The sequence below is a fragment of the Actinoallomurus sp. NPDC052308 genome (assembly GCF_040679195.1).
Taxonomy (GTDB): domain Bacteria; phylum Actinomycetota; class Actinomycetes; order Streptosporangiales; family Streptosporangiaceae; genus Actinoallomurus; species Actinoallomurus liliacearum.
Genome location: NZ_JBFAUM010000003.1, coordinates 182,334 through 194,356 on the forward strand (window position 1 = coordinate 182,334; position 12,023 = coordinate 194,356).

A 12,023-nucleotide genomic window follows, 5' to 3' on the forward strand; every position below is an offset into this window, starting at 1 on the left:
CGGAACCACCGAGCTCCGGGTGAGCATGATCAACTAATCCCAGCCTTGGAGACCGGAGATGAAGATCCTCCCTGCCCGTCGTGTCCGGGCCGGCGCCGTCCTCGCCGTGGCCTCGGCCGCCGTCCTCGCGGCCGGTGGCTGCCAGAACGGCGGCGGGAAGGACGACTCGGCCGGGGCTCCCAAGACCGCCTCGTCCGCTTCGGCGGCGTCGAAGTCGCTGACGGGGACCACCCTGAAGTCCCTTCTGCTGCCCGCGCGGTCGATGCCGAAGGGCTTCCACCTCAGCCCCGACGGCTCGCGGGACACCGGCGACGGCGGCGTGCAGGTCTCCAACACCCCCGTTCCGGCCGCGAAGGCCTGCGAGGTGCTCGGCCAGACCTCCTGGATCCGGGTCACGAACATCAACAGCGCGGCGTTCGCGCAGAACGACTACGGCGACGCGGCGCAGACCCAGGAGATCGCGCAGGAGATCGACACCTACCACGGCGGTGACGCCCAGCAGGCGATGGCGAAGCTGCGCAAGGTGTTCGCCCACTGCGCGTCGTTCGTCGACCGGTCGAGCAGCCCGGCGGCCAAGGTCAGGGTGAAGAGCGTCGCGGTGCCCGGCGTGGGCGACGAGGCCGTCAAGGCGATCGAGACGTCCCCCACCTGGCAGGGCGGCATGACCCTGGCCGCTGTACGGGTCGGCGACACGATCGTGACCACGTTCTACAGCTCCAGCCACGCGGACAAGGGCGCCGCCGCGCTCACCATGGCCGAGAAGATGGCCAAGAAGGTTCAGTCCGCGAGCTGACCGCGCCCTCCGGCGGGGCCGCCCCCACGGGGGAGGGGCGACCGCCGGGGGAGGCTTGTTGGGGCGATTTGAGGTGATGTGTGACGGTGAGTAACGCGTTTCCACTGTTGCCGGCCCTCGCCGCGATCTTCGCCGGCGTCCTGCGCGCCACCTGGAACGCGCCCGCCAAGGCGGCGACCGACCGGGGCGCCGCATTCGCGCTGATCGGGATCGGCAGAACTGCTGATCTGTTTGGGCCTCGACATCCGGACACGAGCACTTGATCAAGGGGGCAGGTGTACGGGACGGACAGAGCGGTACCGTCCATATTGCTTTATCCAGCTGTAGGCTGCGCTATGGTGCGGTGCCATGCAGTTACGGTATGCCTACCGCCTCTACCCGACTCCAGAGCAGCGGATTGCGCTGGCGCAGGCGTTCGGGTGTGCGCGGGTGGTGTTCAACGACGGACTGCGTGCCCCGACAGGACGCTCACGCTGCCGACCTGCCCTATATCTGCGATGGGGAGTTGTCCAAGCGAGTCATCACCGAGGCGAAGAAGACGCCCGAGCGGGCATGGCTGGGTGAGGTGTCGGCCGTGGTGCTACAGCAGGCACTGGCTGACCTGAACACCGCCTACCGCAACTTCTTCGCCTCCCTGACGGGGAAACGGAAGGGGCCGAAGATGGCCCTTCCCCGATTCCGGTCCCGTAAGGACAACCGGCAGGTGATCCGCTTCACCCGGAACGCCAAGTTCGCCATCACGGCGGGCGGAAGGCTACGGTTGCCAAAGATCGGGGATTTGGCGGTCCGCTGGTCCCGTAACCTGCCGGCCGAACCATCCAGCGTCACGGTCATCAAAGACGCGGCGGGAAGGTACTTCGCCTCGTTCGTGGTTCAGGTCGACGAACGCCCACCGCGCCGGTCGAGTCCGAGGTCGGGATCGACCTGGGATTGGGGCACTTCGCGGTCCTGTCGGACGGGCGCAAGATCGCCTCCCCACGTTTCCTGCGCCGGGCGGAGAAGAAACTCAAACGGCTGCAGCGGGCACTGGCTCGCAAACAGTCTGGATCGAATAATCGAGCCAAGGGCCGCCTAGCCGTCGCTCGTCAGCACGCCAGGGTTGCCGACGCCCGCCGGGACTTCCATCACCGGCTCTCCACACGACTGATTCGCGATAACCAAGCGATCTACGTGGAAGACCTGGCTATTAATGGACTGGCGCGCACAAGGCTGGCCAAGAACGTCCACGACGCCGGCTGGTCATCCTTCCTGGCGATGCTGGAATACAAAGCCGCCCTTTACGGGCGGACGTTCCATCGGATCGACCGGTGGTTCCCCTCTTCCAAGCAGTGCTCGGCTTGTGGGGCGCGGGCCGAGTCGATGCCGCTGACCGTTCGATCCTGGGCCTGCCCGTGTGGGGCGGTCCACGACCGGGACGTGAATGCGGCCAAGAACATTCTCGCCGCCGGACGGGCGGAGAGACTAAACGCCTCCCACACCAGTGGGCGGGACGGCACACGCCGTCCCGGTGGAGGGCAGGTAAGACCACCTCGCTCCGGTGGCATGCCCCTTGAAGCAGGAAGCCGCAGGGGTGCTGCATGACGCGGCACGGACTGGAACCCAGCCTTTCAGGCTGGGAAGCACGTCAAAGCGGCTGGCTGTTCTTCGGCATGGGGCCCGTCGTCGTGGCGTGGGTGGCCGTGGCGCGCGGCCGGTCGGTGTGGCCGGCGGTACGGGCACAGTGGCGGCTCGGGCTGCCCGGCGGGCTGATCTCGGTGCTGGGGTACGGGATCGTCGTGTGGGCGCAGACGCGCGGCGCGCTCGCGGCGGTGGCGGCCCTGCGCGAGACCGGTGTGATCACCGGCGCGATCATCGGCGCCGTCTTCTTCAACGAGCGGATGGGCCTGCCGCGGCTGGCGGCCGCGGGCGTCGTCGTCGCAGGCGTCGCCCTGATCAACGTGCACTGAGCGGTCACAGTCGCGCGTCGGTCAACGTGCACTGAGCGGTCGCGGTCTCGTGCGATCAACGTGCACTGAGTGGTCACAGTCGCGTGCTGGTCAACGTGGGCGTTGAGCGGTCACGGCCTCGCGCCGGTCAACGTGCGGTGAGGCCGGTGGGTTCGGCCGATTCGGTTGCGGTCTTCCTTGGCTAGCCGTTATCTATATAGCTAACCGTTAGAGGTGATCACTCGTGCAGGACGTCGTGCTGGCACTGCTGGCCAAGGAGCCCTCCCACGGCTATGAGCTGCGGGCCCGGCTCCAGGAGGCCCTCGGCCCGGTCGGGGACGCGCTCAACGCCGGTCAGGTCTACGTCACCCTCACCCGGCTGGAGAAGGCCGGCCTGGTCACGGCCGAGCACGTCGGCCAGGCGCACCGGCCGGACCGGAAGGTCTACGCGCTGACGGCCGAGGGCCGCGAGCGCGTCGACGCCTGGCTCAGGGACCTGACCTGGGGCAAGCCGAGTGAGTTCCATCTGAAGCTGGTCGCCGCCGCGGCGGCCCGGCTGGCCGACCCGGTGGACCTCGTGGAGGCCCAGCGCGGGGAGTTGCTGCGCCGGCTGGCGGAGGTCCAGCGCGCCGCCCTGAACGAGCCGGACGGCTCGGCGGCGGCGCTGCTCATCGAGGGCGTCACCCTGCGGCTGGAGGCCGACCTGCGCTGGCTCGACGCCTGCGCCCGGTACTGGGAGCGGAAGGGCTGACCATGGTGATATTGCGGGCTCACGGGCTGCGCAAGGAGTACGGCAGCGGAACGGGACTGGTCCGCGCGGTCGACCACGTCGACCTTGACGTGCAGGCGGGCGAGACCGTGGCCGTCGTGGGGCCGAGCGGTTGCGGCAAGTCGACGCTGCTGCACCTGCTCGGTGGCCTCGAACGGCCGACGGGCGGCGAGCTGTGGCTGGCCGATCAGCGGATCGACCGGATGTCGGAGACCGAGCTCGCCCGCCTGCGCCGGCACGCGCTCGGGTTCGTGTTCCAGGGGTTCGAGCTCGTCGACGAGCTCACTGCCCAGGAGAACGTCGAGCTGCCCGCCCTGCTGGCCGGCGTGAGTCCCCGCGTCGCGCGGCGGCGTGCCGCCGAACTGCTGGAGCGGGTCGGACTGGCCGACCGCGCGACGCATCTGCCCGCGGCGTTGTCCGGCGGGCAGCGGCAGCGGGTCGCCGTCGCCCGCGCCCTGATCGGCCGGCCGCGGATCGTGCTGGCCGACGAGCCCACCGGCAATCTCGACAGCGCCGCGACCACCGAGGTGCTCCGGCTGTTCGCCGCCCTGCGGGCCGAGGGCCAGACCCTGTTGATGGTCACGCACGACTCGCGGGTCGCGGCGACGGCGGATCGCGTGATCACCATGCGGGACGGCGCGCTCGTCGGCCGGACCGACCTCGCCGGCGCGGGCGGCGGCCTCGGCTCCTTCGCGGGGCTGGAGGGCTAATGAGTGAGCGGAGCGAGCGAATCGGAAGCGCGGCGCGTCTGGTCTCTCCCCCGACGAAGGAGGGCGCATGAGCGTGTTCGTACTGGTGGCTCGGCTGGCTCTGCGTGACCTGCGCCGCCGGCGGGCCGAGGCGCTGATCCTGCTGATCGCGCTCACGGCCACCACGGCGACGCTCGCCCTCGGCCGTACGGTCGGGGGCGCCGCCGACCGGCCCTGGGAGCGCACCCGCGCGGCCACGGCCGGGCCCGACGCCGTGGCGACGGCCGGGCGCGCGGCGGACCTCGCCGCGCTCGCGCACGCGCCCGGCGTCGTCGTCTCGGCCGGGCCGTACGCCATGGTCTCCGTCGACGACCTGCGCGTCCGGGACATCCGCGTCGCCGCCGTCGTGCAGGGACGCGACACCGCCGGAGGGCCCGTCGACCGGCCGCGCGTCACCTCCGGGACGTGGGCGCGCCGTGGTGGGGTCGTCGTCGAGCGCGCCTTCGCGACCGCCCTGAAGGTACGGCCCGGCGACGAACTGACCATCGCGGGTCGCCGCCTGACCGTCGCGGGCATCGCCGTGACGGCCGGCCGGGTGCCCTACCCCTCCACCACGCCCGGCCTGGTCTGGGCCACCAGGACCGACCTCCGCCGGCTCGGCCGGCCGGTGACCTCCCAGGTGATGCCGCTCCGCCTCGCGAACCCGGCCGCGGCCCCCGCGTTCGCCGCCGCCCACCGGGGCGTCCGCACCTGGCAGGACATGGGCTCGTACGCGACCGCCGAACTGCATCTCGTCGACCAGGCGCTCATGACCGGGACCTGGGCGCTCGCCCTGCTCGCCGTGGCATGCGTCACCGTCCTGGTGGGCGGCCGCCTCGCCGACCAGACACGGCGGGTCGGCCTGCTCAAGGCGGTCGGGGCGACGCCCCGGACCGTCGCCGCCGTGCTGCTCGCCGAGTACGTCGTGCTGGCCGTGGCCGCCTCCGCGGTCGGAGTGATCGTCGGCTGGGCGGCCGCCCCGCTGCTGGCGCGGCCGAGCGCGGGACTCATCGGAGGCGGCCGCCCCGGCCTGACGTTCGGGACGGTCGTCCTGGTCCTGGCCGTCGCGGTGGTGGTCACCGGGGCGGCGACCGTGGTCCCCGCCGTCCGCGGGACCAGGATGAGCACCGTGCGCGCCCTGTCCGGCCGGGTGCGCCCGCCCCGGCGTTCGGCGCGGCTCATCCGGCTGTCCGCCCGGCTCCCCGTGCCGCTGCTGCTCGGCCTGCGGCTGGCGGCCCGGCGGCCGCGCCGGTCCGCGCTCGCGCTGATCAGCCTCGCGGTCACCGCGGCGATGGTGGTCGCGGCGATCGCCCTGCACGGCGACATCGTCCGTAAGGACGCCAGGACCACCGGCCTGATGTTCGTGCCGGGCGCGGAGAACCCGGTGACCCGGCAGGTGAACCAGGTGGTGATCACCATGACGCTCGCGCTCCTGGTCCTCGCGGCGGTCAACGCCGTCCTCATCGCGTGGGCCGGCTCGATCGACGCCCGGCGGCCGAGCGCGCTCGCCCGCGCCCTCGGCGCGACGCCGCGCCAGGTGACGGCCGGGCTGTCTGCGGCGCAGTTGTTCCCGGCGGCGCTGGCCGGCGCGCTGGGAATCCCGCTGGGGCTGGTCGTCTACGCCGGGGCCCGGGCCGCCGGGGGCGCCGCGGGCGGCGAGGCGATCCCGTACGCCTGGCTGCCCGCCGTCATCCCCGGGACGATCGCCGCGGTCGCCTTGATCACCGCCCTGCCGGCCCGCCTGGCCGGCCGCCGCCCGGTCGCCGAGGCCCTGCGCGCCGAGTGAGCACACCGGGATTCCGGGTGGCCGGAACCCGGCGGGACGGCTGACGGCCACGGGCCTCTGGAACGAGCCAGGGACCCGTGTCGGGGGCCGTCCGCCGGGCCAGGCCCCCCTTCCGCACAGGTTTCGGCGACGTGGCGGGGGAACCGGGGGAGCATGGCCAAATTCGGATACTTCCTGTCATGCGAAGAGCACTCGCCGAAGGAGCTGGTCCGGCAGGCGAAGCTGGCCGAGCAGGCGGGCTTCGAGGCTTTGTGGATCTCCGACCACTACCATCCGTGGCTCGATGAGCAGGGGGAGAGCCCGTTCGTCTGGTCGGTCATCGGCGCGCTGGCCCAGGTGACTCGCTGCCGATCACGACGGCGGTGACCTGCCCGCTGGTCCGTACGCCGCCGGCGATCGTCGCGCAGGCCGCCGCGACCAGCGCCGCCCTCACCGACGGCCGGTTCGTGCTGGGCGTGGGCACCGGCGAGGCGCTGAACGAGCACATCGTCGAGTCGCGCTGGCCCCCGGCCGAGGAGCGCCGGGAAATGCTGGAAGAGGCCGTCGAGGTGATGCGCCGCCTGTGGAGCGGGAAGCTCGTCAGCCACCACGGGCGGTACTACAACGTCGACACGGCCCGGCTCTACACCCTCCCGGACGAGCCGCCGCCGATCTACATGTCCGGTTTCGGGAACAAGGCGGCGACTCTCGCGGGGCGGATCGCCGACGGCTTCATGTGCACGATGCCCGACCGGGACCTGCTGGAGGTCTTCCGCTCGGCCGGGGGCGACGGCAAGCCCGCCCAGGGCGGGCTGAAGGTCTGCTGGGGCCGGGACGCCGCGAGCGCGCGCAAGACCGCGCACCGGCTGTGGCCGAACGAGCAACTGCCCGGTGAGGCCGCCCAGCTGCTGCCGCTGCCACGGCACTTCGAACAGCTGTCGCAGCTCGTCACCGAGGAGATGATCGAGCAGAACCTGCCCTGCGGCCCGGACGCGGGGCGGCACATCCGGGCGATCCGCGAGTACGTCGACGCCGGCTACGACGAGGTCTACGTCAACCAGATCGGCCCCGACCAGGACGAGTTCTTCTCCTTCTACGCCGAACAGGTGCTGCCCGAACTCGCCTGAGCACGCCGGGAAGCCGCACGATCTCCCTGCCGAGAGGTGTGGGGCGGACCGTACGGGTAGGGGGCCGAGAAGGAGGGATGAGCGTATGACGCACCATGTCACGTACGTCGGGGTGCTCGGAATCGTCGGGATCGTACTGATCGTCCTCGTCCTCATCGTATGGATCGCCATGACGGTCCGCGCGGCGCGGAATCCGACGCAGAGCGGCGCCCGTGGCGCGGGCACCAAGCGCGGCGACAACACCGGAGGCGTGATCCACGGCAGTCCCGCCCAGCAGAACCGCCGCGACGAGGCCCCTCGCCAGGACTGACCCCGCTCTCAGGTCGCCAGGACGCATGACAGGGCCGGCGGTCTCAGGCTGCCGGGCGATACGACGAAGCCGGTGCGTCTCCCGCACCGGCCTCGTCTCGCCTGCCTCCGTACCTCTGGTCGGTTGTCCGGTCAGCCTCCGTACCCTGCTCAGAGGTTCGGCTCGGCGGCGCTCATGTCGGCCAGGACCGACTGCTCGTGCTTCCGTCGTACCCGACGGGCAGGTCTCAAACGGCATTCGCCCCGCTCTCACGTCCCGGTGGCACGCGCGGCGGTCTCGACGCCGAGTTCGGCCGCGAACCAGTCGAGGGTCCGGCGCAGGCCCACGTCGCGCGGCACGGCGGGCCGCCAGTCGAGGCGTTCGCGGGCCAGGGTGGTGTCGGGGCGGCGCATACCGGGATCGTCGACGGGCCGGTCGACGAACACGATCGGCGAGTCGGATCCGGACAGCTCACGGATGGTCTCCGCGAGTTCCAGGACGGTCATCTCCTCCGGGTTGCCGATGTTGACCGGCCCGGGGAGGTCGCTGAGGGCCAGCGCGAGGATGCCCGTGACCGTGTCGTCGACGTAGCAGATCGACCGGGTCTGGCTGCCGTCCCCGGCGACCGTGAGCGGTTCTCCCAGCAGGGCCTGGCGAATGAACGTCGGGATCGCGCGGCCGTCGTGCGGGCGCATCCGCGGTCCGTACGTGTTGAAGATCCGGACGATGCCGGTGCTCACGTCGCGGCTGTTGCGGTACGCGGTGGTCAACGCCTCGCCGTAGCGTTTCGCCTCGTCGTACACGCTGCGCGGGCCGACCGGGTTCACGTTGCCCCAGTAGTCCTCGCGCTGCGGGTGCTGCAACGGGTCCCCGTACACCTCGCTGGTGGAGGCCAGGACGAACCGCGCGCCCTTCTCCCGGGCCAGGCCGAGCGCGTGCAGCGTGCCGAGCCCGCCGACCTTGAGCGTCTCCAGCGGGAGCTTCAGGTAGTCGATGGGGGAGGCCGCGGACGCGAGGTGCAGGACGAGGTCGACGTCGCCGGGGACGTGCACGAAGCCGGTGACGTCGCACTCGATGAGCCGGAATCCCGGACGGCCCATCAGGTGGGCGACGTTCTGCGGGGAGCCGGTCAGGAAGTTGTCCATGCAGATGACCGACGTGCCCTGCGCGAGCAGGCGTTCGCAGACGTGCGAGCCGAGGAATCCCGCCCCGCCGGTGACCACCGCGCGTTCCGTCATCGGGTCTCACCTCCGAGAGTGCTCGCCGTCTCGCGGACCCGCGCGACCAGACGGCTCGTCGAACGACCATTGAGATAGGGCAGGAGGACGACCTCTCCGCCGTGGCGGCGGACGACGTCCGCCTCCACCAGGTCATCGCCCGAGTAGTCGGCGCCCTTGACCCACACGTCGGGGCCCAGGCGTTCCAGCAGCTCGACGGGCGTCAGCTCGTCGAAGACCGCGACCGCGTCGACGCACTCGAGCGCCGTCAGGACCCGGGCGCGGTCGCTCGCCGGCACCACCGGACGGTCGGGTCCCTTCAGCGCCCGTACGGACGCGTCCGAGTTGATGCAGACCACCAGGCAGTCGCCGAGGCGCCGGGCCTCGCGCAGCATGCTGACGTGGCCGGCGTGCAGCAGGTCGAAGCACCCTCCGGTCGCCACCACGCGGCCGCCGCGCTCGCGGACCCGCCGGACGACCTCCCAGGGATCGCCGTCGGCCGGCGCCACGGGCGGCTCGGCCGCGGCCGGGCCGGTGCCGGAGACGGCCGCCGCCCCACCGGCGGCCACGAACTCGCTCGCGTACCGGACCGCCTCCGTCACCGCCTCGGTGACCAGGCCGCCCGCACGCAGCACGTGCGCGGCGGCGGCCGCGAAGCAGTCGCCGGCGCCGCAGGTGTCGGCCCCGTCGGTGATCCCGGTCTCCGGGGCGGGCGCGACGAACGGCACGCCGTCGCCGACCGACAGCAGGGCGCCGCGGTCGCCGAGGGTCACGGCGACACCGCCGACCCGCCAGCGTTCCACCAGCGTGGCGGCGTCCCTGGCGGCCTGGGCGAACGCCCCGTCGCCGGCGGTCGGTTCGTCGCCCGCGAAGGCACGGGCCTCGGCGCGGCTCGGCGTCACCAGACGGGTTCGGGGCAGCGGCGCGGCCCCGAGCGGATGCGGGTCCCACACGATCGGCGTGCCACCGGACAGGCCCGCCAGCAGCCGCCGTACCTCGGGGTGGGCGGTGACGCCGCGCCCGTAGTCGGAGACGAGGACCGCGCCGGCCCGCTCGAGCACGGTCGCCATCCGCGGGTCGACCGGTCCGTCGGCCGCCCGCCCGTCGCCGGCGTCGAGCCGTACGAGCGACTGACCGGCGGCGCGGACCCGGATCTTGCTGGGCGTGGTGCCCCGCATCGGCAGGGAGACGATCTCGACGTGCCGGGCGAGGAGGTCGCGGACGCGCCGTCCGCAACGGTCGTCGCCGAGCGCGGTGATCATGACGACGTCGCGTCCGGCCAGGCGGGCCGCCAGGGTGGCGGCCAGCCCGGCGCCGCCCGCGCGGTGGTGCTCGCGCCGGCAGTCCACGACGGGAACGGGGGCGTCCGGTGTCAGCCGTTCGGCGGATCCCTCGAGGTCGACGTCGAGCAGGACGTCGCCGATGACGACCAGCGGACCGCCCCTCATACGGCCTCCTCGGCTTCGCGCTCCAGGTCGAGTACGCGTCGGGCGCCGCCGGCGGTGTCGCGGATCACCGCCCCGCCGTCCTTACCGCACACCACCGCGTCCACCGCGGCGCACAGCATGTGGATGGCGGCGAGGTGCACCTCCTGGACGGTGGCGGTCGACGGCGCCTCCACGGTGATCGCCTCGGCGCAGACCCCCGCGAGGGGGTTCGGCCCAGGGCCGGTGAGCGCCCAGGCGCGCACGCCGACCTCGGCGGCGGCCCTGGCGGCGGCGATGACGTTGCGGCTGCTGCCGCTGGTGGACAGGCAGACCAGCACGTCGCCGGACCGGCCGTGCGCCCGGACCTGCCGGGCGAACATCTCCTCGGCGCCGTAGTCGTTGCCGATCGCGGTCAGCGCCGAGACGTCGGTGTGCAGCGGGATCGCCGCGAACGGCCGCCGCTCGGTCTGGTAGCGGCCGACGAGCTCGGCGGTCAGGTGTTGGGCCTGTTCGGCGCTGCCGCCGTTGCCGCAGGCGAGCAGCCGTCCACCGTCCTCCAGGACGGCGGCCAGCCGCCGTCCCCAGCTCTCGAGACGGGGGGTCTGGGCCTGGAACCGCCGCAGCGCCTCTTCGAGAGCGGTGAGATGTGCATCGATCATGGCCGTGCTCCTTCCGCGAAGGCCAGCCGTTCCCGCGCCGACTCGATCACGCGCTCGTAGACGGCCTCGGTCTCGGCCGCGACCCGGTCCCACGGGTAGCGGCCGCGGGCGTGCTCGGCCGCCGCGCGGCCCAGAGAACGCCGGAGGACGGCGTCACCCAGCAGCCGGCGCAGGCTCGCGGCCAGGTCGTCCGGCCGCCGGGGCGGCACGTGCAGTCCCGTGACGCCGTCGACGACGGTGTCGAGGTGGCCGCCCACCGCCGAGGCGACGACGGGCACGCCGCAGGCCATCGCCTCGATCGGGACGATGCCGAACGGCTCATACCAGGGGACGGCGACGACGATGTCCGCCGAGCGGATGAGCGCCGGGATCTCGTCGTGCGCGACCTGGCCCAGGAAGGTGACGCGGCCGGCCACGCCCCGCTCCTCCGCCAGGCCCATCAGCCGGCGCCCCTCCCGGTCGTCGCCCAGTTTGGGGCGTTCCGGTCCGCCCGCGATGAGCAGTTCCGCGTCCGGGACCCGGCACACCGCCTCGATGAGGGTGTCCACGCCCTTGCGGGGGACCAGCCGGCCGATCGTCAGGATGCGGGGCCGGTCCCCGGAGTGTTCGGCCACGGGGCCCTCCGGGCGGAAGCGCCCGGTGTCGACCCCGCAGGGCACGACGAAGACGCGGCCCGGCGGCACGCCGTACGCGCCGAGTTCCCGCACCTCGTCGGTGCAGGTCGCGACCACCGCGGTGGCCTCGCGGCCGACCTGGCCCTCCAGGCGCATCCGGCCGGGTGGGCTGGTGTCGGCAGCCCGCTGGTGGCGGCGCTTGACCCGGCCGAGGGCGTGGAACGTCTGCACCACCGGCACGCCGTGCTCCCGGGCGCCACCGAGGGCGGCGAGCCCGCTCATCCAGAAGTGGGCGTGCACAACGTCGGGCGGTCTGCTCAGCCATCGCCGGGCCAGGTGCGCCGCGAAGTCGGCCATGTACGGCAGCAGGTCGTCCTTGGGAATCGGTCGTGGCGGGCCCGCCGGTACGTGTTCGACCGTCACCCCGGGCGCGAACGGCACCGAGTCCGGCAGGCCGGCGTCGTCGCGGCGGGTGTGAACGACGACCTCGTGGCCGCGCTCCGCCAGTGCCACGGCGAGCGCGCCCACGTGGACGTTCTGGCCCCCGGCGTCCGCGCCACCCAGCGTCGCGAGTGGACTGGCGTGCTCCGAGACCATGTCGATGTTCAAGAGTCACTCCTTTATCGGCGGGCCATACCGACGCCGTTGCCAGACAGAGTCGTCTCAAACACTGACTAATTTCGCCAAAGTCGTGATCGGCGCGCTATGCG

12 protein-coding genes and 2 pseudogenes are annotated in these 12,023 nt (G+C 72.6%); 10 read left to right on the forward strand and 4 right to left on the reverse strand.

The window, feature by feature from the left end; all coding sequences use genetic code 11:
* Window positions 1-58: 58 nt before the first annotated feature.
* From AB0L00_RS12190 to AB0L00_RS12235, 10 genes and pseudogenes are all read left to right on the forward strand, one after another.
* Entirely contained in the window at window positions 59-793 is a 735-nt protein-coding gene (locus AB0L00_RS12190) for a hypothetical protein (RefSeq protein WP_364432065.1), read from the forward strand.
* Window positions 794-873: 80 nt separating this feature from the next.
* A complete protein-coding gene (locus AB0L00_RS12195) occupies window positions 874-1,056 on the forward strand; it encodes a hypothetical protein (protein ID WP_364432068.1) in 183 nt (60 codons plus the stop codon).
* Between the two features lie 85 nt (window positions 1,057-1,141).
* Window positions 1,142-1,357, forward strand: a complete 216-nt coding sequence (locus AB0L00_RS12200; protein WP_364432070.1) for a helix-turn-helix domain-containing protein — start codon at window positions 1,142-1,144, stop codon at window positions 1,355-1,357.
* Between the two features lie 111 nt (window positions 1,358-1,468).
* A pseudogene (locus AB0L00_RS12205) lies at window positions 1,469-2,374 on the forward strand (transposase).
* A complete protein-coding gene (locus AB0L00_RS12210; RefSeq protein WP_364432072.1) occupies window positions 2,371-2,739 on the forward strand; it encodes an EamA family transporter in 369 nt (122 codons plus the stop codon). Before AB0L00_RS12205 ends, AB0L00_RS12210 begins: the two are co-directional and overlap by 4 nt.
* A gap of 223 nt (window positions 2,740-2,962) precedes the next feature.
* Window positions 2,963-3,469: a PadR family transcriptional regulator gene (locus AB0L00_RS12215; RefSeq protein WP_364432074.1), complete on the forward strand. Its 507-nt coding sequence runs from the start codon at window positions 2,963-2,965 to the stop codon at window positions 3,467-3,469.
* Between the two features lie 2 nt (window positions 3,470-3,471).
* Entirely contained in the window at window positions 3,472-4,197 is a 726-nt protein-coding gene (locus AB0L00_RS12220) for an ABC transporter ATP-binding protein (RefSeq protein ID WP_364432077.1), read from the forward strand.
* A gap of 67 nt (window positions 4,198-4,264) precedes the next feature.
* Complete coding sequence (locus AB0L00_RS12225) at window positions 4,265-6,001, forward strand: ABC transporter permease (RefSeq protein ID WP_364432080.1); 1,737 nt, start codon at window positions 4,265-4,267, stop codon at window positions 5,999-6,001.
* Window positions 6,002-6,154: 153 nt separating this feature from the next.
* A pseudogene (locus AB0L00_RS12230) lies at window positions 6,155-7,107 on the forward strand (LLM class F420-dependent oxidoreductase).
* An 85-nt stretch (window positions 7,108-7,192) separates the two neighbouring features.
* On the forward strand, window positions 7,193-7,417 hold the full coding sequence (locus AB0L00_RS12235) for a hypothetical protein (RefSeq protein ID WP_345353874.1): 225 nt from the start codon (window positions 7,193-7,195) through the stop codon (window positions 7,415-7,417).
* Between the two features lie 248 nt (window positions 7,418-7,665).
* Here AB0L00_RS12235 and AB0L00_RS12240 read toward each other — a convergent pair whose 3' ends face one another.
* Genes AB0L00_RS12240 through AB0L00_RS12255 form a run of 4 tightly spaced genes read right to left on the reverse strand, consistent with a single transcriptional unit; the run spans window position 7,666 to window position 11,922 of the window.
* The gene (locus AB0L00_RS12240; RefSeq protein ID WP_364432083.1) at window positions 7,666-8,634 is read right to left on the reverse strand and encodes a UDP-glucuronic acid decarboxylase family protein; all 969 of its coding nucleotides are present in this window, start codon (window positions 8,632-8,634) and stop codon (window positions 7,666-7,668) included.
* Entirely contained in the window at window positions 8,631-10,061 is a 1,431-nt protein-coding gene (gene rfaE2 / locus AB0L00_RS12245) for a D-glycero-beta-D-manno-heptose 1-phosphate adenylyltransferase (RefSeq protein WP_364432085.1), read from the reverse strand. The genes AB0L00_RS12240 and rfaE2 overlap by 4 nt, the downstream gene beginning before the upstream one ends.
* A complete protein-coding gene (locus tag AB0L00_RS12250; RefSeq protein ID WP_364432088.1) occupies window positions 10,058-10,699 on the reverse strand; it encodes an SIS domain-containing protein in 642 nt (213 codons plus the stop codon). Before AB0L00_RS12250 ends, rfaE2 begins: the two co-directional genes overlap by 4 nt.
* Window positions 10,696-11,922, reverse strand: coding sequence for a glycosyltransferase (locus AB0L00_RS12255; RefSeq protein ID WP_364432091.1), 1,227 nt, complete (start codon window positions 11,920-11,922; stop codon window positions 10,696-10,698). The genes AB0L00_RS12250 and AB0L00_RS12255 overlap by 4 nt, the downstream gene beginning before the upstream one ends.
* Window positions 11,923-12,023 lie beyond the last annotated feature (101 nt).

What these genes read in the sequence shown, in the direction of transcription:
- AB0L00_RS12200 (WP_364432070.1), top strand. Translation starts at nt 1,142, where the DNA reads ATGCAGTTACGGTATGCCTACCGCCTCTACCCGACTCCAGAGCAGCGG.
- AB0L00_RS12225 (WP_364432080.1), top strand. Translation starts at nt 4,265, where the DNA reads ATGAGCGTGTTCGTACTGGTGGCTCGGCTGGCTCTGCGTGACCTGCGC.
- AB0L00_RS12240 (WP_364432083.1), bottom strand. Translation starts at nt 8,634, where the DNA reads ATGACGGAACGCGCGGTGGTCACCGGCGGGGCGGGATTCCTCGGCTCG.
- AB0L00_RS12235 (WP_345353874.1), top strand. Translation starts at nt 7,193, where the DNA reads ATGACGCACCATGTCACGTACGTCGGGGTGCTCGGAATCGTCGGGATC.
- AB0L00_RS12220 (WP_364432077.1), top strand. Translation starts at nt 3,472, where the DNA reads ATGGTGATATTGCGGGCTCACGGGCTGCGCAAGGAGTACGGCAGCGGA.
- AB0L00_RS12250 (WP_364432088.1), bottom strand. Translation starts at nt 10,699, where the DNA reads ATGATCGATGCACATCTCACCGCTCTCGAAGAGGCGCTGCGGCGGTTC.
- AB0L00_RS12190 (WP_364432065.1), top strand. Translation starts at nt 59, where the DNA reads ATGAAGATCCTCCCTGCCCGTCGTGTCCGGGCCGGCGCCGTCCTCGCC.
- rfaE2 (WP_364432085.1), bottom strand. Translation starts at nt 10,061, where the DNA reads ATGAGGGGCGGTCCGCTGGTCGTCATCGGCGACGTCCTGCTCGACGTC.
- AB0L00_RS12210 (WP_364432072.1), top strand. Translation starts at nt 2,371, where the DNA reads ATGACGCGGCACGGACTGGAACCCAGCCTTTCAGGCTGGGAAGCACGT.